Origin of the sequence: Corynebacterium sp. HMSC074C04 (assembly GCF_001838295.1) — a bacterium.
GTDB lineage: Bacteria > Actinomycetota > Actinomycetes > Mycobacteriales > Mycobacteriaceae > Corynebacterium > Corynebacterium amycolatum.
Window position 1 is genome coordinate 7,745 of the sequence record NZ_KV836264.1, and the last position, 21,783, is coordinate 29,527.

General features: G+C 58.2%; 19 protein-coding genes, 1 tRNA gene and 1 pseudogene. 10 read left to right on the plus strand and 11 right to left on the minus strand.

Annotation, left to right across the window (positions count from 1 at the left end):
* From HMPREF3011_RS00050 to HMPREF3011_RS00060, 3 genes are all read right to left on the minus strand, one after another.
* Nucleotides 1-3,367, minus strand: a 3,367-nt coding sequence (locus HMPREF3011_RS00050; protein ID WP_070840946.1) for an alpha-(1->3)-arabinofuranosyltransferase domain-containing protein, incomplete at its 3' end; no start/stop codon positions are given.
* Between the two features lie 29 nt (nucleotides 3,368-3,396).
* Nucleotides 3,397-3,591: a DUF2613 domain-containing protein gene (locus HMPREF3011_RS00055; RefSeq protein ID WP_005510537.1), complete on the minus strand. Its 195-nt coding sequence runs from the start codon at nucleotides 3,589-3,591 to the stop codon at nucleotides 3,397-3,399.
* Nucleotides 3,592-3,787: 196 nt separating this feature from the next.
* A complete protein-coding gene (locus HMPREF3011_RS00060; RefSeq protein ID WP_005510532.1) occupies nucleotides 3,788-4,267 on the minus strand; it encodes a universal stress protein in 480 nt (159 codons plus the stop codon).
* 185 nt (nucleotides 4,268-4,452) lie between these two features.
* Between HMPREF3011_RS00060 and HMPREF3011_RS00065 the strand changes: the two genes are divergently transcribed.
* Genes HMPREF3011_RS00065 through HMPREF3011_RS00075 form a run of 3 tightly spaced genes read left to right on the plus strand, consistent with a single transcriptional unit; the run spans nucleotide 4,453 to nucleotide 7,648 of the window.
* Entirely contained in the window at nucleotides 4,453-5,784 is a 1,332-nt protein-coding gene (locus HMPREF3011_RS00065) for an MFS transporter (RefSeq protein WP_083327040.1), read from the plus strand.
* Between the two features lie 56 nt (nucleotides 5,785-5,840).
* The gene (locus HMPREF3011_RS00070; RefSeq protein WP_070840947.1) at nucleotides 5,841-7,010 is read left to right on the plus strand and encodes a sensor histidine kinase; all 1,170 of its coding nucleotides are present in this window, start codon (nucleotides 5,841-5,843) and stop codon (nucleotides 7,008-7,010) included.
* Nucleotides 7,007-7,648, plus strand: coding sequence for a response regulator transcription factor (locus HMPREF3011_RS00075; protein WP_070840948.1), 642 nt, complete (start codon nucleotides 7,007-7,009; stop codon nucleotides 7,646-7,648). Before HMPREF3011_RS00070 ends, HMPREF3011_RS00075 begins: the two co-directional genes overlap by 4 nt.
* Before the next feature lie 209 nt (nucleotides 7,649-7,857).
* Here HMPREF3011_RS00075 and HMPREF3011_RS00080 read toward each other — a convergent pair.
* Nucleotides 7,858-7,928, minus strand: a tRNA-Gly gene (locus HMPREF3011_RS00080).
* Nucleotides 7,929-8,135: 207 nt separating this feature from the next.
* Between HMPREF3011_RS00080 and dcd the strand changes: the two genes are divergently transcribed.
* Nucleotides 8,136-8,717 carry a dCTP deaminase gene (dcd, locus tag HMPREF3011_RS00085; protein WP_038626826.1) on the plus strand — a complete coding sequence of 194 codons (582 nt, stop codon included), beginning with the start codon at nucleotides 8,136-8,138 and terminating at the stop codon, nucleotides 8,715-8,717.
* Between the two features lie 201 nt (nucleotides 8,718-8,918).
* Nucleotides 8,919-10,301: a UDP-glucose dehydrogenase family protein gene (locus tag HMPREF3011_RS00090; RefSeq protein ID WP_038626824.1), complete on the plus strand. Its 1,383-nt coding sequence runs from the start codon at nucleotides 8,919-8,921 to the stop codon at nucleotides 10,299-10,301.
* Here the strand turns inward: HMPREF3011_RS00090 and HMPREF3011_RS00095 are convergent.
* From HMPREF3011_RS00095 to HMPREF3011_RS00105, 3 genes are all read right to left on the minus strand, one after another.
* Nucleotides 10,298-11,746 (minus strand): YibE/F family protein, encoded by a 1,449-nt coding sequence (locus HMPREF3011_RS00095; RefSeq protein ID WP_070840949.1) that lies wholly within the window; start codon nucleotides 11,744-11,746, stop codon nucleotides 10,298-10,300. The genes HMPREF3011_RS00090 and HMPREF3011_RS00095 overlap by 4 nt on opposite strands.
* Before the next feature lie 600 nt (nucleotides 11,747-12,346).
* Nucleotides 12,347-13,717, minus strand: a complete 1,371-nt coding sequence (locus HMPREF3011_RS00100; RefSeq protein WP_275452450.1) for a pyridoxal phosphate-dependent aminotransferase — start codon at nucleotides 13,715-13,717, stop codon at nucleotides 12,347-12,349.
* 147 nt (nucleotides 13,718-13,864) lie between these two features.
* The gene (locus HMPREF3011_RS00105) at nucleotides 13,865-14,401 is read right to left on the minus strand and encodes a YceI family protein (protein WP_038626820.1); all 537 of its coding nucleotides are present in this window, start codon (nucleotides 14,399-14,401) and stop codon (nucleotides 13,865-13,867) included.
* Nucleotides 14,402-14,539: 138 nt separating this feature from the next.
* Here HMPREF3011_RS00105 and HMPREF3011_RS00110 point away from each other — a divergent pair, with 138 nt between their 5' ends.
* On the plus strand, nucleotides 14,540-15,664 hold the full coding sequence (locus tag HMPREF3011_RS00110) for a CE1758 family FMN-dependent luciferase-like monooxygenase (protein ID WP_070840950.1): 1,125 nt from the start codon (nucleotides 14,540-14,542) through the stop codon (nucleotides 15,662-15,664).
* Nucleotides 15,661-15,930 carry an NADPH-dependent FMN reductase gene (locus HMPREF3011_RS00115; RefSeq protein ID WP_070840951.1) on the plus strand — a complete coding sequence of 90 codons (270 nt, stop codon included), beginning with the start codon at nucleotides 15,661-15,663 and terminating at the stop codon, nucleotides 15,928-15,930. The genes HMPREF3011_RS00110 and HMPREF3011_RS00115 overlap by 4 nt, the downstream gene beginning before the upstream one ends.
* A gap of 235 nt (nucleotides 15,931-16,165) precedes the next feature.
* Here the strand turns inward: HMPREF3011_RS00115 and HMPREF3011_RS00120 are convergent, their stop codons facing one another.
* Nucleotides 16,166-16,357, minus strand: a complete 192-nt coding sequence (locus HMPREF3011_RS00120) for a hypothetical protein (protein ID WP_038626815.1) — start codon at nucleotides 16,355-16,357, stop codon at nucleotides 16,166-16,168.
* A gap of 518 nt (nucleotides 16,358-16,875) precedes the next feature.
* On the opposite strand from HMPREF3011_RS00120, the gene HMPREF3011_RS00125 reads away from it, so the two are divergent.
* Genes HMPREF3011_RS00125 through HMPREF3011_RS00135 form a run of 3 tightly spaced genes read left to right on the plus strand, consistent with a single transcriptional unit; the run spans nucleotide 16,876 to nucleotide 18,799 of the window.
* A complete protein-coding gene (locus HMPREF3011_RS00125) occupies nucleotides 16,876-17,469 on the plus strand; it encodes a hypothetical protein (protein WP_016421574.1) in 594 nt (197 codons plus the stop codon).
* A 47-nt stretch (nucleotides 17,470-17,516) separates the two neighbouring features.
* Nucleotides 17,517-18,191, plus strand: a complete 675-nt coding sequence (locus tag HMPREF3011_RS00130; protein ID WP_016421573.1) for a hypothetical protein — start codon at nucleotides 17,517-17,519, stop codon at nucleotides 18,189-18,191.
* Nucleotides 18,192-18,199: 8 nt separating this feature from the next.
* The gene (locus HMPREF3011_RS00135) at nucleotides 18,200-18,799 is read left to right on the plus strand and encodes a hypothetical protein (RefSeq protein ID WP_038626812.1); all 600 of its coding nucleotides are present in this window, start codon (nucleotides 18,200-18,202) and stop codon (nucleotides 18,797-18,799) included.
* A 139-nt stretch (nucleotides 18,800-18,938) separates the two neighbouring features.
* On the opposite strand, the gene HMPREF3011_RS00140 is transcribed toward HMPREF3011_RS00135, so the two are convergent.
* The 3 genes and pseudogenes from HMPREF3011_RS00140 to HMPREF3011_RS00150 form a co-directional block, all read right to left on the minus strand.
* Complete coding sequence (locus tag HMPREF3011_RS00140; protein WP_038626810.1) at nucleotides 18,939-19,592, minus strand: response regulator transcription factor; 654 nt, start codon at nucleotides 19,590-19,592, stop codon at nucleotides 18,939-18,941.
* A 136-nt stretch (nucleotides 19,593-19,728) separates the two neighbouring features.
* Nucleotides 19,729-20,832, minus strand: coding sequence for a histidine kinase (locus HMPREF3011_RS00145; RefSeq protein WP_222867072.1), 1,104 nt, complete (start codon nucleotides 20,830-20,832; stop codon nucleotides 19,729-19,731).
* A gap of 249 nt (nucleotides 20,833-21,081) precedes the next feature.
* Nucleotides 21,082-21,783, minus strand: a pseudogene (locus HMPREF3011_RS00150) (Fe-S oxidoreductase); the annotation flags it as partial.

The following is a 21,783-nucleotide window of genomic DNA, read 5'->3' on the forward strand; positions in this document are numbered from 1 at the left end:
CGACGTCCCCACGCTTCCGTGCCCAGAAAACCGCACCAAGGGTAGCGGCAACCACCACGAGGGCAACGACCACGCCAGGCCAGCTGGATACCAGTGTCACTGTCGCGGCAGCCGCAATGCCAATAGCCGCCCGCGGCAAGTCATTGCTCAGCGAAGACGCGGGAATCGGGGTGGTGAGAGCGAAGCGTCGCCAAGCGAAAGCCAGCCCCACAGTGACCAGTGCGTACACGGTTGCGAGTGCGCCGCCTGCCAGGATGCCAGTACGCCAGGTCTGCTGCGGTGGGTAGGTCAGCTCGACCGCACCACCAATACCGGCCGGAATCGTCCAACCCTGCTGCCAACCAGAGACCGTTACAGGCTTCATGGCGGCGCCTCCGACACGGAGCTCATGGCCAGCATTGACAGAGATTGGCAACCACACGATGCGATCGTGGTCGGCAGCGTCAATGGGATTGTTCAGATCGATTGGCGTCACTTTCTGCTTCTCAGCTGACGGCGCGAAGTAGTCAGTCGAGGTGAGCGACACCCAATCGGACTTGGCATCGATGCGCCATGGCCCCGGTGAGAGCTCAATCTCTTCACCACAGGTCAGCTCGCGGTGATCAGAGCCGTCACCGCGCTGGAGGCTGGCCCACGGGGCTCCGATGCTGCTGCGGCAGGTATCAGCATCGATCTTTACCTTTACCGGCTTCGGAACGGTGAACAGGCGCACCAGCGTGCCCTCATGAATCTCCTGGCCGAAGACCCAACGCTGAGCCAGCGAAGAGGAATTCGGCACCACCGGGACACGAACCGGCGTGAGGTCCTCCGCTATATCCTCGGTGGAAAGTTCCGCCTCTTCATCGGAATCGGGACTGCTGGATTCGAATGCGTCGAAGCCAGTGTCTCGCTGTGGAATCACCAGGCCTAGCTCGGAGATAGCGAAGCCTACAGGAGCAATCTTTGCTGTGATGAGCACAGATGTGGTCTTGCCGCCGGGCAGCGGAATACGAGTCGTCTCACCCGGGACCAACTGTACGGAGCTGGAAGCCGTGTCGGTCTGGATGCGCAGTTGCACCGGAACGCGAGCACCGGTCAGGCTGAGCACTGCGTTATCGGTCGGTTCCTTCCACGACAGTTTGACCCACTCAGCCTGGCTCTTGCCCGCCAAGGGTTCCCACCAGGTGGAGGTGTCGCCGTCGAGCATTGCGTTGACCGAGTGGTCAGCCGATGCACCACCGACGTTGTATGGCTCAGAGGCCGACGACGAAACCTCAATTGTGGCGCGACCCGTTGCTGTCTGCGTCAGTGGCAGTCCCACGACGGGGTAGTCCGGAACGAGGTTGCGGACATATGAGTCCTCGTCTTCGGCCAGGATTGCTGACTCCGCGCCGACGACTTCACCATAGTTGCGGCCGCGGCGGGCGGGCGTGTCGGTGACAGTGCCGGCATTCTTGCCAGACAGGATGCGCACCGGAGCATCGGAATCGACTTCGTCAAGCCGCGGGAGCACTTCGGGGCCGCCGGCGACCAGCGGTATCTGGGTAGTGTCTACCAACCGCGGTGAAAGTGCGTGATTGCGCAGCTCCTTCGGGCCCGCACCCCAAATCTGGATAGCGGTATGGCCGTCCTCGTCCGCGAACTCCGCCACCTTTTCCATGGTCGGGGAGTCCTGCAGCGTGGAAGTGATGGCGCGCAGCGAATCGCCCCTCGAGGTAACTCTCAAGTCGTGGCGGACCAGCACGTAGCCGATACCGTTGTTGCGCAGGGTGGCATCCAGTGCCGGTACCTCACGGCCCCGAGTCAGTGAATTGCGCAGACCATCGAGGCCGCGAATCGCCTCTGGAGGCACTAGTGGCACGGTATCGCGGACGGCCCAGGGCACGTCGGCGAGCGGCTGGAGCGGTTCGTCGCGAGTATTGCCCCATGTCTGATCAGCAAACGGCGATGACGGCACCACCAGCGTGCGGGTGTCCTTGCCCTGCTCATTCAGCCAGTCGGCCGCTTCGTGCCAGTAGCCCGGAACCTCGGAAAAACCACCTGTCGGAGCGAGGCGTGCGCTCCACGCAGGGGCGGTGGCGCTGGCGATAACCACCAGAATCAGCATCGATGCGATAGCGCGCGGGTGCTTCTCCGGGTGTAGCCACTGCTGCCAGCCAGTGGTCGCTGAATCGCTCGCCGTCTCGTTCGTGTGCTCGTTCGCCGGCTCTCGCCACGGCCATGGCAGCTGGGCTGTCGCATGAGCGAAGCCGATAACAAGTGGCAGACGCACAATAGTGTCGAATTTGTGCAGGTTGCGCACTGCTGCGAGCGTGGAATCGAGCACCTCTCGAGCCGATTCCCACGCCAGCCCGAACGGCTCCGTCCAGGCTGCCATGATAACAAGCCCGATGAGCAGCATCATCAGCCACATTCGACGCAGCGGAAGTGAGCGCATGACCAAGCCAAGTAGGCCAATCGCCGCTACAGCCAGGGTGGCGTAAATGAGAATGGGCTCCGCGACCAGCGCATTTCCGCCGACTCGCTCGAAAGAGACAAACGGAGTCCACGAAGTGGAACCGCGGAGCGTCTCGCCGAGACTCAACCAACGAGTGGTCACACCGGAGGACTCAATGTAGTCCGTAAACGGTGGTGAGTACTTGCCCAGCAGGAGCAGCGGCACGATCCACCACATGCTGACCGCTGCACACGCAGCCAGCCAACCGCCGAGCATCGCCCACGCACGCCCGCGACGAGGCCCCGTAAAAGCGAAGAAGAGCAGCATCAGACCTGCGGGGATGCAAGCCGCCGCTGTACTGACCGCATTGACCGCGCCAGTGCACAGTACCGCTAGGCCGGACAGCAATACGGCACGGGCAGTCGCACGCCAGGGCAGTTCCTCGCGCCGGGCTGCGACCCGCAGGAGCGGAAGCAGAATCCACGGTGCCAGCGCGACGGGCCAGGTCTCGGACGAAATCGCGCCCAACGTCGTAATCACACGCGGCGACAACGCGTACAACAATGCCGCCATTACGCGAGAGGTATGCGTGCCGACGTTTATAGCTTCGGCCACGCGATATGCGCCGGTAAAAGCCACGCAGAGAGTAAGGCTCCACCACAGCGCCTGAATCAGCCAGTCGGGCGCTAGGACATCGGGCAGCAAACTAAACAGCGCGAAGAATGCGCCCTGTGGAAAGAGATAGCCATATGCCTGGTTTTGGAGCTGTCCCAGCGGCATGGTGTCTGACCACATGTTGAGCGAGGCGGACAAAAACCCGATGGGGTCTTCTGTCAGGTCGTGCTTTGTGTCAGCGACAGTCTTGCCGGGGGACTGGATGAATGCCAGCAGGCACAGCAAAGCCCACCAAGGTACAAGCACGCGCTTACGCGCTCGAACAAAGGTGGGCATAGCTTTAAAGGAGGGTTAGCGTTAAAAACTTAACGCTGACCGTACTCGACACCGCCAAGCAGAGCGTCATCGGTGGAAACAGCCTGTGCTTCCGGAATTCGGTCTTCGGTCAGAGCCTGGCCGATGCCGAAGATAGCGGCACCACCGAGAAGGGCGCCAATGAGCGCCGAGGCCAGGGCAGGGCCAACGCTACGACGCTGCTCGGAATCAGTTTCGTATGCCATGTTGAGGACTCCTCGTGTGCATTAAGTCAATACTGTTTATAAAACTACACTCTGTGACTTCTGTAAACCAGTGGAACAGCTGGGATTCTCTCCCCGCCTTGAATTTTGAGCGGTTTCAGCGGTCATTGAGTTTTCTTAGTTGAGAGATTAACCCATTTTCTATCAGCTAAGTAAGTTTTTAAAAATTTTCTGGAAATTATTCCTTTTCCCCCGGAACGACGAGGACCGGGCGGCCAGCATTCTTCAGCAACGCGTCAGAGGTCGAGGCGGTGAACAGACCACGCAAACCAGTAACACCGCGAGTGCCGGAGATAATCACGCCCGCATCGAGGTCGTGAGCTGCATCGACGATGGCCGACCAGATAGTAGTTTCAGTCTCTACCAAGTAGGGCTCCGCGACGAAGCCAGCCTCAGCGGCAATCTGTACACCCTCACGACAAATACGGACGGCCTCGTCGTGAGCCGGATCGCCGTCTTCAGTCGTGGCATCCCAGTCGGGCTGCATCATGCCAGAGGCGCCAGCAGTGCGAGCTGCAGCGCGCTGCAGGGGTTCCCAGGCAGTCAGAATGTAGGCCTTCTTAACGCGCAGCAGTTTTCCGGCATAGGCCAGCGCCCGCTTGGCTTCGTCGGAGCCGTCGTAGGCAATGAGCATGGAATCAGAAATCGGTTCAACCATTTTTGAGTTCAATCCTTACGTCAGAGATAGCCGAAAGACTGTCAATAGATAAAGAAAAAGAGATGTCGTTGTAGTCCAGGATAGGACAACAGCGACATTCAGCACGCTAGTTTTTAAGCTTCCTCGAACCAGCCGGCTTGGGTCGGCTAGAGAGTCATTAGCAGGAAGCGGTAACGTCCATTGTTATGGCGATAGAAGAAAAACCAGGGCAACCACAGCCAAAGGCCGCTGGGTCCTCGAAGAATGCCATCGCGCTCAGCGTTCCCGTTCTCGTTATCGCCGTAATCGTCGCAGCGCTGAATTTGCGCCCGAGTATTGCGTCAATCGGTCCGGTGATTGATCAGCTCCTATCCGACCTTGGCGCTTCCTCCGCCTTTGGTGGTTTGATTACAGCGATTCCGGGGCTCGCATTTTTCGCGATTGGGTTGTCCGCGGTTTCCGTCGGCAAGCGAATGGGCTTAAGCGGTGCACTCACACTGTCTGCGACGTTGCTATTCGTCGGCCTTGCGGTGCGCCCGTGGGTGAGCAGCATCTGGCTATTCCTTCTGTTTACGGCGTTGTCGGTTGCGGGTATTGCGCTGGGAAATGTACTGCTACCTGCGTGGATCAAGGTGCATGGCGGCCGTCATGCCGTCGTGCTGATGATGTTGTACTCCAGCATGCTCGCCCTCGGGGGCGGACTGGGGCCGGCGACGGCGTTTTTGATTAGCGATTCACCCGAAGCGTCCACAGGCGGCGTCGATATGTGGCGCTGGGCGATTGCCGTATGGGCGATAACCGCCTTTGTTCAGCTCGTTGTGTGGTTGCCGCTGCGTGCGCGCATCGGATTCGACTATCCGAAGGCCTCGGTCAGCTCCTCGGTAAACACGCCAATCTGGAAGTCGCCGACGGCCATTGCGCTGGCAGTTTTCTTCGGCGTGCAGTCGATGAACGCCTACGTGCTCATGGGCTGGATGCCGAAAATGCTTATCGACGCAGGCATCAGCGTCAGCGTAGCTACCGCGGCATCCATGATTGTTCAAGGGCTGGGCATCATCGGCGGGCTGCTGATGCCACCGCTGATTGCACGGCTCCGCACCATGTCCTACGTAGCCTTTGGTCTCGGCTGCCTTTTCTTCCTCGGGTATGCGTTGATGATTCTGATCGACCAGTGGGGAGCGGCGGAAACTGGTGTTGGATACGCGATTGGGGCTGCGTTCCTGCTGGGCGTGGGTGGTTTTTGTTTCCCCATGGCTATCGCGCTGATTCCGGGCCGCACGCGCAGCCATGAGCTGACCGCGCGGCTGTCCGGCTTCGTGCAGCCAATCGGCTACATTTTCTCCGCAGTCGGGCCATTCCTGGTGGGTGTGGCCGCTGGAACGACGGAAACGTGGACACCTATTCTGGTCGTGCTGCTTGGTACTACGGTCGTGCTTGCAGTGCTTGGGCTGGCTGTCGGTCGGCCAACGTACATTGATGACGAACTGGCCGACCGAGGTATCGGTGAAAAGAAGCCGGGACGTATTCAGCTCGACTGAATTTAGGGGAGTTAGCTCCACTGTATTTGAACCCGGGCCAACTTAGCTTTGAACCTATGACAAAGAAAAAGAATTTAATCGCGCTGGCCTGGAGTTTTATTCTCGGCCTGCTGTTCATTCCGGGTTTGATTGCCTCTGTTGTGCTTCTGCCGTGGATTCCGCTCATCGGCCGAGGTGCCGACTGGCTCTCTCGCTGGGTGGCATCGTGGTCCGGCACCCCGATTGCCAACCGCGTGACCAATCGTTGGTTCGACATCCGCAACTTCGTCAACCTGCTCGTCCAACTGGTCATTGGGTTCGTCACCTTTACAGCGTGGGTCGGCGGTGGTTTTACTGTCGGAGTGCTCTTCGCTGCACCTTTCCTGGTTGATGAAGTGCAGTTTTTCAGCTGGACTCTGACGGACCCAACACAGAAAATCTCTGTTGCCTGGGTTTTCGCAATTCTCTTTTTGGTGCTGACCATCGCCATCAACCTCGGTGTCGGCCTGCTGTCCATTTGGCTCTCCCGCGTCATCCTCGCACCATCCAGCGAAGAAGTTACCCAATCGCGCGACGTGCTCATTGACTCCTTCTCAGGCGAGCGCCATCGCATTGAGCGCGAGCTTCACGGCGGTCCGCAGCAACACCTGACCGCCTTGAAACTCAACATTGCCGCTGCTCGCATGGGTAAGACTGAAGAAGATGTAGCCGAGGCGCTCTCCGCCGCCGACCGCAATGCAACGCAGGCTCTTGCACAGCTGCGCTCCGTGGTGCTTGGCATTGCCCCGCCGGTACTGTTTGAAAATGGACTGGTCGCTGCCGTGAGGGAGCTGGCAGCGCACTCCGGAATGCAGGTGTCCGTTCGTGAAAATGGTGTTTCCGACTTCGGCCCGATTGACGAAACCACAGCGTTACTCGTTTACCACAGCGCAGCGGAGGGGCTGACCAACGCCACCAAGCATGGCCATGCCGATCGAGCTGATATCACTCTCGCGGTTCAGACTCCGAAGAGGGCGCTCGTGTCTCATCCGGGTACGCTTACGGTCACTGTGCGCGACAACGGTGAAGGTCTGATGGAACCATCGGGGGCGGACGCTGTAGACGTCGTAAAGCATGGCACGGGAACCGGCATTGCGGGCCTGCGCGAACGGGCGGCAGCGCTCGGCGGAACCGTGACGCTCACCAACGCCGACGGTGGTGCTGAATTGCGGCTGGAACTGCCTGTTCGCCAAGGAAGGACGCGATGAAAGTACTGCTGGCCGAGGACTCCGTACTCCTGCGCGAGGGGCTGACCGGCCTGCTGCGGGCGCTGGGATACAAGGTTGTCGCCGTCGGTGATGCGGATCAGCTGCTCGACACTGCCGAAGGGCAGACGTTCGATGTCATCGTCAGCGATGTCCGGATGCCACCGAACATGCGTGACGACGGATTGCTCGCTGTCACCAAACTTCGCCAGAGCAACCCTGACCAGCCGGTTGTCGTGCTCAGCCAATACGTGGCGGCCAGTTACTTAGATCGCCTGCTGCAGCATGGTGGCTTTGGGTACTTGTTGAAAGAACGCGTCTCTGATGTCGAGCACTTCGTTGCGGCGCTGGAAGAGGTACGCGGTGGCGGTACCGTGGTCGACCCTGAAGTGGTTGCGACGCTACTGGCCGCAAAGCAGGACGGCATCGCCGCGCTGACTCCACGTGAGCGCGAAGTGCTCGACCTAATGGCGCAGGGGCTCAGTAATAAGGAAATAGAAAAACGCCTGGTACTAACCGCAGGCGCTGTGAGTAAGCATGTGGCGAATGTGTTCTTGAAGCTCGGCTTTCAGCCGGAAGATAACAACCGTCGTGTCAAAGCAGTGCTGCGGTGGCTGAGATATACCGCGCCATCGAGTTAGGCTTTGCCGTTGTCTATGGTTTAAACCGCGCCCTACGCAAAAGCCTCGCGCCGACTCCTGCGAAACTGGAGTCGATGCGGGGCTTATGGCTAATTGGTGTTACTCGGATGTGCTACTCGGAGTAGTTTTGGCTGTTTTGGTGCCGCGGGGGTAGCTGAAAAGTAGCGGAAACAACAATGAGGCTCAGCTTGACGCTGAGCCTCTTAGAGAGCCGATGACGGGAATCGAACCCGCGCCGCCTGCTTGGGAAGCAGGAGTTCTACCATTGAACTACATCGGCACACAGTAGGCGGAATGATTAAAAGCACGCCACGGGATTGGCACAGTAGGTGTGGCATGCAGGAAATCAGTCGCCCTCTGTAACTTCAATGTAGCACTCTCGATTCGCGTCGAAAAAATTGGTTGGCAGCAGCTCCGCTGAATTTATCGCGGGCATATCCTGCAACCCGCACACGCTGTGCATTACAGAGCGGTTAAGCTGGTCTATGTGTTGCTCTCAGATCGTGATATTCGTGCCGCTATCGATGCCGAAGGCTCCGGCCATCTCGGCATTGATCCTTTTGACCCGAAGATGATTCAGCCTTCGTCCATCGACGTGCGTCTGGACAAGTTCTTCCGAGTTTTTAACAACTCGCAGTACACGCACATCGATCCGAAGTTGCCGCAGGAAGAACTGACGTCCCCGCACGAGGTTCCAGAAGGGCAGCCCTTCATTCTTCACCCGGGCGAGTTCGTCCTGGCATCGACCCTGGAGTACTTCACTATTCCTCCGAACTTGGCAGGCCGCCTGGAAGGTAAGTCTTCGTTGGGGCGTCTGGGCCTGGCAACGCACTCGACCGCCGGCTTTATTGACCCAGGGTTTTCAGGTCACATCACGCTGGAGCTATCCAATGTGGCGAACTTGCCTATCGCACTGTGGCCGAATATGAAGGTCGGCCAGCTGGCACTGTTCAAGATGTCCTCGCCGGCAGAGGTGCCTTACGGTTCCGGCAAGCTCGGTTCGAAGTATCAGGGGCAGCGCGGCCCGACGCCGTCGCGTGCGTACCTGAACTTCCGCGATGAGGAATAAGGCACCTGAAACTCGGGATATGAACTCGGAATATAAATGAATTGCGAATAGCCCCGAGTGAATTCTCGGTGAAGAAATGGAAACAATTTTTCAATAAAGAGTTTCCGCAGGTGAAAAGCCTAAATATGGCCCTTTAGTTCACACCATTTAAGGGTTAAATCGGCTTGAGGGCCTTTTATCTTTCGATAAATAATAGCCCTTATGCGTATTACGGTTATTGGTACGGGTTACCTTGGCGCCACTCATGCCGCGGCGATGGCGGAGTTAGGCCACGAGGTTCTCGGCGTAGATGTTGATCCTGCCAAGATTGAGGCATTGTCCGCAGGCCAAGTTCCTTTCTTTGAGCCCGGCTTGCCCGAACTGCTAAAGAAGCACGTTGAGTCGGGGCGACTACGTTTCACCACTAACTACGACGAGGCTGTTGAATTTGCGAACGTCCACTTCGTAGGTGTCGGAACTCCGCAGGTCAAGGGCTCGTACGCAGCCGATGTTCGCTATGTGGACGCAGCTATTACCGAATTGGCCAAGCGCGTCGTCGGCAAGCATTTAGTGTTTGGTAAGTCCACTGTGCCCGTCGGTACCGCACCGCGCTTGCAGGAGCTGGCTGCGGAGATGATTAGTGAGCGCGCCGCATCCGGCGATGATGAGTTGAAGAACACCAGTCTCGAGATTGCCTGGAACCCGGAGTTCCTGCGCGAGGGCTTCGCGGTAAAGGACACTCTCGAGCCGGACCGTGTGGTGCTGGGCACCCAGAAGCCGGGGATGATCCTCAATGGTGCAGGTCAGGAAGTCGAATCGATCGCTGAGGGAAGCCTGCGCGAGTGCTTCGGCCCTATCTTTGAGCGTGAGACGCCGTTTATCGTCGCGGACACCGCCACCGCAGAGCTGGTAAAGGTGTCGGCGAACGCATTCCTCGCCACCAAGATTTCCTTCATCAACGCGGTCTCTGAAATCTGTGAGGTCACAGGTGCAGATATCACTACGCTTGCCGACGCCATCGGTATGGACGCCCGAATTGGCCGCCGCTTCCTCAATGCGGGGCTGGGCTTCGGCGGCGGTTGCCTGCCGAAGGATATCCGCGCATTCATGGCCCGCGCTGGTGAGCTGGGCGTTGACCAGGCGCTGACTTTCCTGCGCGAGGTCGATGCAATCAACATGCGTCGCCGTGAAAAGACCGTTGACCTGGTACGCGGCAGCTTCGGTGGCTCGTTGCTCGGTCACACCGTGACTGTGCTGGGTGCGGCGTTCAAGCCGAACTCTGACGATGTGCGTGACTCCCCGGCGCTGTCGATTGCCGGTTCGCTGTCGTTGGCAGGCGCTTCGGTGAGCGTTTACGACCCACAGGCCATGGAGAACGCCAAGAAGAATTTCCCGACCTTGGAGTACGCACCGAGCATCGAAGCAGCTCTGGAAGGCTCGGAGATGGTTGTCGTCGCCACCGAGTGGCAGCAGTTCCGCGACATCGACCCGGTGGCTGCGAAGAAACTGGTCAAGCGTGCAGCGGTGCTTGACGGCCGCAACTGCCTGCCAACCGATCAGTGGCGTGCCGCAGGCTGGGATGTCACCTGCCTCGGCCGCGGCTAAATGCTAGCTGCTCTCGAGCGCTTCGGAAACTTCATACCCTCCGGAGCCACGGTATAGGTGGCGATGAGGGTGGTAATCGGCACCGCGAGTACCAAAGCGACCGCACCGATGGTGGAACGCAGCAGTTCTGTGGCCACTACATCGGAGGTCAACGACTGCATCAGCGGCCGGTCGGAGACGCTTAACAAAATCGATAGCGGCAGTGCGGTGCCGAGGTACGCCAGTACCAGTGTGTAGACCATCGACGCGATGTGGTCGCGACCGACGCGCATTGCCGAGCGGAAGACCTCCATAGGCCGCGACCGCGGAGCTGCTTCGTAGAGCTCCTGGACGGTAGAGGCCTGGGCGATGGTGACGTCGTTAAGCACCCCCAACGCGCCGATGATGAATCCCGCCAGAAGCAGACCTGTGACGGAGACGTCAGGCAGGTAAAGCTGAATAAGTAGGTTGTCCTCGTTGCCGAGACCACGTAGCTGCGACGTGGAGATTGCGAGGTTGGCCAAGCCCGCCGCCAGCACCATCGTGGTGAGTGTTCCCGCCAGTGCGGAAGCTGACTTCCAGTTGATGCCATGAACGAGGAAGAGCACTGGGAAGAGAATCGCCGCGCCCGCCGTGATGGCTAAGGCCACAGGATCGCCGCCGCGTAACAGTGCCGGAACCAGAAATCCCATCACTGCGGCCAGCGTGATGCCAAGACCAATGAGGCTCAAGACCCCGCGAGTCATGCCGACGAGGATGATGAGAAGTACTGTCGCGCCGAGCCACAACCAGATTGTCGTGGTGCGATCCATGTCCAGGAAGGTGTAGGTGTTCCCGATGCTAGCGGTGTCGACAACCTGATGAGGTGCGACGTCGACGACGTTAGTGTCGGCGGCAGGAGCCGCGGGGGCAGGTGGTGCGGGTGGAGCAGGAGCAGCAGGAGCTTCTGCCCCGGATTCAGGTGCTGGTTCCTGCTCCGGAGCCGGTGCGGGTGCCGGAGCCTCAGCATCAGGAGCAGACTCCCCCTCTGCGCCCTCAGGGGCAGGCGCGGGAACAACGCCAGGAGCTGGTGTCATCAACCCCGGATTCGGCACGGCACCATTGTCGACAGCTCCGGTACCGGCAGCGTTTGGACGGTGAATTGCCAGGACGACCTTGTCGCCCTCCGCCAGCTCCATCTCACCGGGCAGACCGGATGCCTCCAGAAGAGTCTTCTTGCCCTCGTCTGGGCCCGAGGTCAGTTCAATGACCGAGAGCTGGCACTTCGGCGCCGCGGGGTCGTTGAGCGAAGCTGTCAGCCCTGGCCGCGGCTGGTCGTCGAAGACACGTCCGTTGTCAGGCGAATTGCACGCGCCGACGCTGTGCTTTACGACGGTTCCCTTGACCGTCTCCGCAGCTGATGTCTGTGACTGCAGGAATCCCGGCCCCGGACTCGGAGCTTCACCCGATGGCCAGAGTCCAATCACAGCGAGGAAAGTGGCAATGCCAGCAACTGTAAGAACTGTGGCCAGTAAGCGACGTGCTCTTGTGGGGTTGTGCCGCGGTTTTGTCGGTTTTGGTTTGGCTTGTGCAGGTTCGGTTTGCCGCGCCGGTGCTGGTTTTGAATGTGCGGCAGGTTCTGCATGTCGTGCTGGGGCGGCCGAGGTTTCAGAGTTGGGTTGATTCGCGGCGTTGACAGCCCGGAACCGGCCGGTAGGGGAGCCGCTGTTCGAGTTCTTCAGTACGTCGAGATGCGCACCTATGTCGGAACCCGGAGCAACGCGAAAAGGTTGCTGGTTACTAGAGTTCATTGAATCTTTTGAATGCCTGCCCACCCTTAATAACCTAATCGCTGTACCAGCTCCGGAAGGCGTACCGCCATTCCGGCGCGCCGAGCCCTGGTCATCAACACTGTGCCCACTTTTCGAAGCAATACTCACTTATCGATGCGCTCCAGCGTGTCTATAAGTGAATAGCGCATCGATATGTGAAAGGGGTAGAACCCGCAGCAATGCGAAAAGCCTGCTGATTCCCGGAATCCACTGAACCTTTTGAGCACCTGCCCACCGTTAACAGCCTAATCCCTGTTACTGCTTGTAGCTGACCAGGAAGTTGCCCAGGCGCTCGATGGCTTCCTTCAGGTCGCGCGCCCACGGCAGGGTGACAATTCGGAAGTGATCCGGCGTCGGGTAGTTGAAGCCAGAGCCGCCGACCATCAGAATCTTCTCTTCACGCAAAATGTCGAGCATCAGCTTTTCGTCATCGTGAATTTCGTAGACGTTCGGATCCAGCTTCGGGAATGCGTACATTGCTCCCATCGGCTTCACGCAGCTCACGCCCGGAATTGAGGTCAGCCCCTCGTAGGCGACATTGCGCTGCTCCAGGAGGCGACCGCCTGGCAAGATTAGGTCCTCGATGGACTGGTAACCGCCAAGTGCCACCTGAATGCCGTGTTGAGCAGGGACATTCGGGCACAAACGGGTGCTGGCCAGCAGGTTGATACCCTCGATAAAGCCCTCTGCGTGGCGCTTCGGGCCAGTCAGCACCATCCAGCCCGCGCGGTAGCCGGCCACGCGGTAGGTCTTGGACAGGCCGTTGAAGGTGATACAGAGCAAATCCGGGGCCAAGGAGGCAGTGGAAATGTGCTCTGCATCGTCGTAGAGGATGCGGTCGTAGATTTCGTCGGAAAGCAGCAGGAGTGAGTGCTCACGAGCGATATCGACGATGGCTTCGAGTGTCTGGCGTGTGTAGACCGCGCCGGTCGGATTGTTCGGGTTGATGATGACAATCGCCTTCGTGCGATCCGTCACCTTCGAGCGAATGTCTTCGACATCCGGAGCCCAGTTATTCTCCTCATCACATGTGTAGTGGACGGCCTTACCGCCGGCGAGGGTGGTTGCTGCCGTCCAGAGCGGGTAATCCGGAGCTGGAATGAGGACCTCATCGCCCTCGTTGAGCAGCGCCTGTGTGGTGATGGAAATCAGCTCGGAGACGCCGTTGCCCAGCCAGACGTCGTTGACGTCGAAACGGGGGAAATCCGGGTCCATCTCATAGCGCGTGACGACGGCACGGCGTGCGGAGTAAATACCCTTGGACTCGGAGTAGCCCTGTGCGTGGGGGAGGGCCCGGACCATGTCCTGCACGATGGTGTCAGGTGCATCAAAGCCGAACTTTGCCGGATTGCCGGTGTTGAGCATCATGATGCGGTGGCCGTCGGCTTCCATCTGCTCGGCGAGAGTAGTCACCGGACCGCGAATGTCATAGAGGACGTTCTGCAGCTTGGAGGATTGATCCAGTGTCTTCAGCGGAGTGCGGCGAGGTGCCCTGATGTTTCCACGACGGGCGGCAACGCGGGCGGCACGGGACTGCTCGGCCTGAGTGGCCTGTGCAGTCTGAGCGTCCTGCGTTGTCTCGTTGGTGGTTTCGGTGCCCTGGGAAGTGTCTTTGCTGGAACTCACCTGTCTAAGCATGCCACTTTTTTGCTCCCGCACCATGCTTTTCTTGTAGCGGGGGCAGATTAATTGCACATTGATTGCGCAAAAGCGTCCTGCATGAGGATGCAGGACGCTTTTCTGGGGTTCTGGCTGCTGAGTTTCGGCTGCTAGTTACTGCTTGACTGCGGAGCCGTCGATCTGCAGGGAAATCTCATTGCCAAGGAGCAGGCCGCCAGTCTTAATAGGAGCGTTGTAATCGATGCCGAAATCGGTGCGGTCAATCTTGGTGGCTGCCTCGAAACCAACGCGTGTCTGCCCCCATGGGTCTTCAGCGGAGCCGAAAATGTCGACATCCAGGGTGACCGGCTTGGTAATGCCGTTGATGGTCAGGTCGCCGGTAACGGTGGCCTTTTCTTCGCTCTGGAGCTCGATAGCGGTGGAAACGAACTCGAAGGTCGGGTTTTCGTCGGTGCCGAAGAAGTCCTTCGAGCGCAGGTGGTTGTCGCGCTCTTCATTGTTGGTGTTGATGGAGTTCGCCTGAATGGTCGCCTTTGCCGTGGAATTCTCCGGCTTGTCGACATCAAAATTAATAACGGACTCAAACTCAGTGAACTGACCGTGGACCTTAGTGATCATAGCGTGACGAACGGTGAATCCAACGGTGGAGTGCTGTGCATCAAGAACGTAGTTACCAGACTGAAGAGCCATAGTGAATCTCCTAAAAGTTAAAAGTATCTCGAATGTTTCGAAGTATTTTTGTCCGCCGGAACCAACCCCCGGTGTTGACGTGTCAACTATAAGTCAGTGAGAGATGACGTGTCAACAAAAAGGTCTTAATATGGAGCCATGCAATTCGGAATTTTTACAATTGGCGACGTCACAAAAGATCCCACGACCGGACAAATCCCTACTGAACATGAGCGAATTAAGGCAACTGTCGCGCTAGCGAAGAAGGCTGAAGAGGTTGGCCTCGATGTATTTGCTCCCGGCCAGCCCCACAATCCACCGTTTGTGGCCCCGGCGAACCCGCCGATTCTGCTAGCAAACCTCGCAGCGCAGACCGAAAATCTGATTCTGTCGACCTCGACAACGCTGATTACCACCACCGACCCCGTGCGCATCGCTGAGGATTACGCCTACCTCCAGCACCTTTCCGAAGGCCGCATGGATCTCATGATGGGCCGCGGCAACACCGGGCCGGTTTATCCGTGGTTTGGCAAGGATATCCGCAAGGGGATTCCGCTGGCCATTGAGAATTACCACCTATTGCGCACCCTTTGGCGTGAGGAAAATGTGGATTGGCAAGGTCAATTCCGCACGCCGCTGCAGTCCTTTACGTCCACTCCGCGTCCGCTCGACGGGGTAGCGCCTTTCGTGTGGCATGGCTCAATCCGGTCCACCGAGATTGCTGAGCAGGCCGCCTTCTATGGGGACGGTTTCTTCCATAACCACATTTTCTGGAATATCGAGCACACCACAGCCATGGTCAATCTCTACCGCCAGCGCTTTGAGCACTACGGTCATGGTGCTGCTGATCAGGCAATTGTCGGACTTGGTGGGCAGGTCTTCGCCGCTGAGACGGAAAAGAAAGCCAAGGAAATTTTCCGCCCCTACTTCGACAATGCCCCGGTCTATGGACATGGGCCATCGTTGGAAGAATTCGAGAACATCACTCCACTGACCGTCGGCACGCCTGAGCAAATCATCGAACGTTACCTGGGCTATGCAGATGCCGTTGGTGACTACCAGCGCCAGCTTTTCCTCATCGATCACGCCGGCCTGCCGCTGGAGATCGCGTTGGAGCAGGTTGAGATCCTGGGAACCGAAATCGTTCCGGTCCTGCGTGAAGAGTTCGAGCGCCGCCGTCCGGCACACGTGCCCTTCGACCCGCCGACGCACGCCTCGCTCGTCGCCGAAGGCGCAGATTCCCCGCACCTGCTGGTCCGCCCGGCGGAAAGGAATCAGCAGTGAAAAACCTCGTCGTCGTAAGCGCTGGCGTTTCCGACCCATCGACCACGCGCATCCTCGCCAATCGCATCGCGGAAGCTGTTGACGTGCAGGTCTCCAAGCGCGGCGAAGGCCTCGAGATCGAGTACGTCGAGCTGCGCGAACTCGCTGTCAGCCTCGGCACGGCGATGTCCACAGGGCTTTACGACGAAAAATTGCGCACCGCCCTCGATACTGTCAGCGGTGCTAATGGATTGATTGCCACGACCCCGGTGTTCGCTCGGCCGTAGTCGGTTTTGGTCCAGATTTTGGGAACGAAGCTGAAGAAAAGGGTGCAGCACATTCAGCAGACGGGGTCAGTGAGGGCAATCAAGGTGTTGGTGCGCCGAACCATCGGCGCAGTACGAACACGCAGGTGGATGCTAACGTCACGGATTTTGCCACACTGCTAGAGGGGCTCGACGGCACCGCGAAGTAGCCGCGCTCTCGCGTGAAGGGGAGGGCAGGGGAGAGACCGGCGCTCTATTAGCGGCACCACGGAAGGTTGTAGTAGTCGCAAGAGAAGGTATCGGAAAGAGCGTATTCCTTAACCTGTAGGTCGTCGCTGCCGGTTGTAGCTGTCGGTGCTGCGGCAGCGGCCGGGGTGCCGGTCAGCGCGCCTAGGGAAAGTGCTGCGGATGCAATGGTGGTAGCAAGAACAGAAGTGCGTCGAAACATTAGGTAGTACTCCGAAAGATATCTGCCTCGGCAAAGTGTCAGGGCTTTGTGGACTGCCGGACTTCGCCAGTGATTAATAAAGAAATCATAACTATTTAATCAAGAGTGTGAAGCGTGAGGGACCCTTCGTCTGCCCGCGGCTGGGGGTGGCCACTCGGCTACTCTCTGGTGTCTTTATGTAGGTAGGTTAGTGGCCGAAATGTTGATTGCCTAATACCAAGTGGCTGACCAAGGCATTTTTGAATTGGTTCAAAAGGCGTAGTTCTAATGCGATTAAATTAATCGCTGAAATTTTATTGTGGCGCTCATAATCGCTGGTCACACGCTGTAATATACCGTATTTTCGCAAGGCAGAAATCTGTGAGATTCCATTTTTACTATGTGGATAATCGCTGTGGCCGTCGTAAAGAGAGTCGAAAATTTTCCATTACAAAAGGCTGAATTTCGACTTACCTTAGCAGGTGTTAGTTCAAGTATTTCCTTACGAGTTGTTCGTCACGCCCTGAAAGGATTTCGCCGTGAAGAAGACCCTGCTCTCCGGCTCCATTGCAGCCCTGGTTACCATGTCCTCGCTGGCTGTCGCCCCGATGGCCGAAGCTGCCCCAGCCCCCACCCCGGGCACCGTCGGTGGCACCTGCTCCGTTGAAGGCCAGTCCGGCCAGTCCCTGAAGATCACCGGCTCGAAGTTCGAGGTCGAAGGTACCGCCACCGTCGCTAACTACGGCGATACCGACCTGCCGCTGACCCAGACCCTCAAGGAGGGCAAGACCAAGTCCTGGAACGTCGGCGGTTCGGTCGACTTCGACCTGCTCAAGCTCTTCCATGTCACCTTCAGCGCCGGCTACCAGTCCACTCAGACCTGGGAAGTTGGCCAGACCCTCGGCCCGTACCCGGTCAAGCCTGGCTACACCGGTGTTCTGGAGTATGGCTTCCTGAACCAGTCCTTCGAAGGTACTCACCTGACCTGCAAGGGCGGAAAGTGGATTGACGCAGGTCGTCCGTACTGGGGCACCATCCCGAAGGAGCGCCACATTCGCGTTTCCATGCGCGCCAACGAAGCTGATCGCTCCGTGGACGGTGCTGCTCCGCAGGTCAAGGAGTACGCCGTCTAAGACGGGCTGAGCCTCTTTAAGACCTCGAAGTAGAAGGAAGTTTCTCCATGTTGAGCCTGAAAAAGAAGGCCCTGGCCTGCGCGGTGATGGGTGCAAGTCTTCTTGCACCAGGCATCGTCGGACAGGTCGCTGCGACCCCGCTGACCCAGACCCCCGACCAAGATGAGCACCACACCGGTTTCACCAATACGGATAAATGTGACCCGGTCAAGGATGCCAAGCGTCACCCCTGGGAACAGTGGATTACCGACGAATGGGATCGCTACAACGGCACTAACTCATTCACCAACCGCACTGACCGCCCGATTCAGTACACCCTCGAGGTGACAGAGGGGGTCAACGAGTCCGTGAAGGCCATGAGCTCCGGAAATATGTGGGACGTGTTCCTCCACGGGGTGAAGAACAAGTACGGCATCGTCGAGGTCAGTCAGTGGTCTGTTGGCGACAAGCTGGGCCCGGTGACCGTCAACCCTGGTGAGACCGTTCGCGCAGACTACGGCGTGCACATGAAGTCCTTTATTGGCCGTGTCCGCACCTGCGATCAGAAGACCGGCCTGTGGCGCGGTGAGCCCTACTTCGGTGAGTACAACGGCAAGGGGCCGTCGACTCGCTTCGTGGTCTGGCACAAGACCACCAAGGAGGGCGAGCACCGTCAGCAGTGGGCGCCTGTCAGCGGTAACTCCGGTGACGGCGGCCCGGCATCCGCCACGATTAACGACTAGGAGTAGTTATGAAAAAGCGTGTTGTCGCCATGTGCTTGACGACGGTCTTTGCGCTCGGACTCGGCGCTCCGACAGCAGTGGCCGCCCCGAATCCAGGAGCTGGTGAACCGTTCGCGCCGGAGGAGTGGGTACCAGTGCCCAAGCCAGCGGCAGTTGACCGCGGTCCGGCACCGGGAACCACTTGTGAAGCTCCGGGTTCGGTGGCCGAGTTCGTGGAAATCACCGGTTCTCGCTACGACGTTGAGGGCGTTGTTTCTACGAAGAATGACATTGGTGATGAGCCGATTCCGCTGACGCAGACCATTAAGGAGTCCAAGACCAAGAAGTGGTGGACCAATATCTCTGTCAGCGTGAAGGTCAGCAAGGAGCTCAACCGCAAGTACTCCTGGGAGTACTCCCGAGAGATGGTTTGGAGCCTCGGGCAGAAGATCGGACCATACGAAGTACGCAAGGGTGAAACTGGTCGTCTGAGCTGGGGATTCCTGGTTGACGAGTTCGCTGGACAGACAGTCCGCTGCAACGCCAACTCGAAGACGTGGCAGCCGATTGGGCGCAGCTACTTTGGCGTGGCTCCGCGTGAGCGACATGTCGAGGTGACCATTCAGTAGTTACACAGTTCTCTCTCCACACTCAGCACGGGTAAAAGGGGGCCTATTCACGAAAGTGAATAGGCCCCCTTTTTGCTACTCCGGTGTTTTGCTATCCCGGTGTTTTGCTACTCCGGTGTTTTGCTACTCCGTCTTTTTGCTATTGCGCGGCAGCGGATGCCGGAGGCTGGAAGCCTGCGTCTATTGCTTTCAGAGCCAAGTCCAGGCGTGAGGTAGCCCCGAACTTATTGAACATGCTGGAGAGGTGCTTCTTGATGGTGCCCGGCGACTTGCCGAGTTCCTTGGCGATGTCGTGGTTCGACTTACCGCGACAAATCAGGCCGAGAACCTCTCGCTCGGCATGAGTGATCTTGTACGAGGAAATGTTGCGGGACGGCAGCGTTTTAATCAGCCGAGTCGCAGAAATCGGGGAGATGACGGTGCCGCCCTGGAAGACATCTTCAATGGTGCCAATGACGGATTCGGGGCGGGCGGTTTTGAGAATGTAGCCGTTTCCGCCGAGGCTCAAGATTTTCAGCATTGTTTCATCGGTATCGAATGAGGTGATAGCGATGAATTTCGGTGGATTCTCCACCTTCTTAATGCGCTCGAGCAGCTCAACTCCGTCCATGTTGGGCATATGAATATCGGTCAAAACTACGTCAATGCCACCGCGGGCAATGATATTGAGGGCCTCGTGGCCATCGCTGGCTTCATCGACCACGGTAATGTGCGGTGCCTTCTTGAAGTAAGTTCGCAGCGTCGAGAGTACGAGTGGGTCGTCATCGACAATGAGAACCTTGATGTCAGACATCCGCGAACCTTTCATAGAATTTATAAAAACCGAACAATATCTGTCATTGTGCGATATTACTACGCTAACCAGGACGTTTCGAGAGTCATATTCGCCACAATGAGCTTTTATATCTATCCTACGTTAGCGTAACCTACTAATTGGTAGGTGGCATGTGGAGTTTGGTATTCCACACATTTCCTTCTCGTTCCGACGTGATGGAACCGTCCCACGGTCGCACTCGCCGATGCAGTGAGGAAAGCCCCAAACCGCTCGATAGCATCGCCCGCGGCAGAAAATTCGGTAGCGCCTTCGATATCTGATTGCTGATGTCGAGCGTGAAGCCATCCTCCTCATTGCCCAGCGCCAGAATGTGGACGTTCGTTTGCGGCTCGCCGTACTTCTGAATGTTCGTGCAGAACTCCGACAGCGCCGGCGAGATAACTTCTGAAATCTGCGTCAAAGAGGGCTCGGTTTCAATCCTCGTGGCCAGCGAAACGTTAAACCCAGCTTCCTGCAGTTCATCCTTGGCCTGCTGGAGCACCCTGTTCATGCTAGGAACTCGCTCATCTTGGCCAATAGCCGAGGTCAAAGAGCTTTCTTCGTCAGCGGATTTCAGCAGTGAAAGCAACTGGCGAAGCTGTAGCAGACCTTCTCGGGAGGTTTCTGCGATGTCCTCTAGGGACTCTTCAAGCTTTTCATCTGTCCCTTCTCGCTCGATGGCGAGCGCCTGCGCCAGCATGGTTACGCGAGTAAAGGACTTGGCGGTGGAGTCGTGCAGTACGGTCGCCAACTCAAGGCGTTGTTCTTCCAGGGCGCGGTTAGATTCAATCGTTGCCTGCCGGCGTTGCTCTTTGTAGCGACTGCGCATCATGCCGATGGCGTAGGCAATTACAAAAAGTAGCGTTGTCACAAAGGTCGCGACGTGGTCGCGCGCGAAAGTACTTGTGTTTACGTCGTAGTTTGAAATCACCAACAAGAGCAACGCAGTGATTCTCGCCGGCATCTTGTTGTTGTTAGCACGCATCACTTCCACAATGAGAAGCGCGCAGAAAATCTGCATTGGAGCCTGCTCTGTAGGAAGGAAAGTCAATGCCAAGAAATTCGCTGGGACAACCACCATGGCAAAGAGCGGCAAATACGTCGCCACTGCAACAAGAATGACCTGAAGGCCACCGATAATGGTTGGCAACAAAAGATCAGAGTTGCTCTCGCGGAAAATTAGCGCATCGAGAGCAGTGAGGATCAGCGCAATGACCATCTCCACTGACCCCGGAGTCCTCAGAAAGTCTCTTATCTGTGACAGCGATTTCTTAATCACTACGCCAAGACCTCTTTCCACACCACAACGCGGTCATCTCTAACGGGATGCAGTAATCAATATATTGTCAGTGCGGTTGAGAGTGCCATTTGCATGATTAATGCCGTGGCGCAGGGGTCGTCGTAAAGCACAAAAAATCCGCCCGGGAAGAATAACCTCTCGGGCGGATTCTCGCTTATTTAGGGAGCGTTACTTACGTCGCGCCGATCCTGGCAGCGGAACTCCGTGCTGGTTGCGCGGAAGGTTCTTAGCGCTTGCCGACGGTGCCTGCGTCTCCTCGGCAGGAGCATCAGCAGCCTGCTCGGTGGAGGTGGCTTCTTCCGTCGCCTGCTCTTCGGTAACCTCTGGCTGTTCCGGAGCCTGCTCCGCCTCTGGCTGGGCAGATGCTTCCTGAGTCTCGGTTTCCTCGACTGTCGGGGCAGGGGCGCTAGCGACTGGCTTGGCCTTGCGTGCGCCACCCGGAATCGGAGCACCCTTACGTGCGCCGCCCGGAACCGGAACACCGGATGCGGTCTTCGGCTGCTCAGCTGCTGGCTGCTTGGACTCGGTGGCCGCTACCTCGGCAGCGGTGTCCTCGGCAGGAGTAGCTTCCTCGGCCTTCGGCTTGGCGGCTGGAGCTGCCTTCTTAGCGCCACCTGGGACAGGGGCGCCCTTGCGTGCGCCACCCGGAATCGGTGCGCCCTTGGTTGCCTTCGGGGTCTCAGCCGGAGCTTCGGTTTCCGCAGCTGCTGGCTCTGCCTGCGTGGCCGGCTTAGCAGCCTTGGCGCCGCCCGGAACCGGAGCACCCTTCTTCGCGCCACCTGGGGTCGGGGCGCCCTTCTTCGCGCCACCTGGGGTCGGGGCACCCTTCTTGGCACCACCCGGAGTTGGGGCACCGGACTTGGCGCCACC

What these genes read in the sequence shown, in the direction of transcription:
- HMPREF3011_RS00055 (WP_005510537.1), bottom strand. Translation starts at nt 3,591, where the DNA reads ATGGCATACGAAACTGATTCCGAGCAGCGTCGTAGCGTTGGCCCTGCC.
- HMPREF3011_RS00060 (WP_005510532.1), bottom strand. Translation starts at nt 4,267, where the DNA reads ATGGTTGAACCGATTTCTGATTCCATGCTCATTGCCTACGACGGCTCC.
- HMPREF3011_RS00065 (WP_083327040.1), top strand. Translation starts at nt 4,453, where the DNA reads ATGGCGATAGAAGAAAAACCAGGGCAACCACAGCCAAAGGCCGCTGGG.
- HMPREF3011_RS00070 (WP_070840947.1), top strand. Translation starts at nt 5,841, where the DNA reads ATGACAAAGAAAAAGAATTTAATCGCGCTGGCCTGGAGTTTTATTCTC.
- HMPREF3011_RS00075 (WP_070840948.1), top strand. Translation starts at nt 7,007, where the DNA reads ATGAAAGTACTGCTGGCCGAGGACTCCGTACTCCTGCGCGAGGGGCTG.
- HMPREF3011_RS00090 (WP_038626824.1), top strand. Translation starts at nt 8,919, where the DNA reads ATGCGTATTACGGTTATTGGTACGGGTTACCTTGGCGCCACTCATGCC.
- HMPREF3011_RS00105 (WP_038626820.1), bottom strand. Translation starts at nt 14,401, where the DNA reads ATGGCTCTTCAGTCTGGTAACTACGTTCTTGATGCACAGCACTCCACC.
- HMPREF3011_RS00110 (WP_070840950.1), top strand. Translation starts at nt 14,540, where the DNA reads ATGCAATTCGGAATTTTTACAATTGGCGACGTCACAAAAGATCCCACG.
- HMPREF3011_RS00120 (WP_038626815.1), bottom strand. Translation starts at nt 16,357, where the DNA reads ATGTTTCGACGCACTTCTGTTCTTGCTACCACCATTGCATCCGCAGCA.
- HMPREF3011_RS00130 (WP_016421573.1), top strand. Translation starts at nt 17,517, where the DNA reads ATGTTGAGCCTGAAAAAGAAGGCCCTGGCCTGCGCGGTGATGGGTGCA.
- HMPREF3011_RS00135 (WP_038626812.1), top strand. Translation starts at nt 18,200, where the DNA reads ATGAAAAAGCGTGTTGTCGCCATGTGCTTGACGACGGTCTTTGCGCTC.
- HMPREF3011_RS00140 (WP_038626810.1), bottom strand. Translation starts at nt 19,592, where the DNA reads ATGTCTGACATCAAGGTTCTCATTGTCGATGACGACCCACTCGTACTC.
- HMPREF3011_RS00145 (WP_222867072.1), bottom strand. Translation starts at nt 20,832, where the DNA reads ATGGTCATTGCGCTGATCCTCACTGCTCTCGATGCGCTAATTTTCCGC.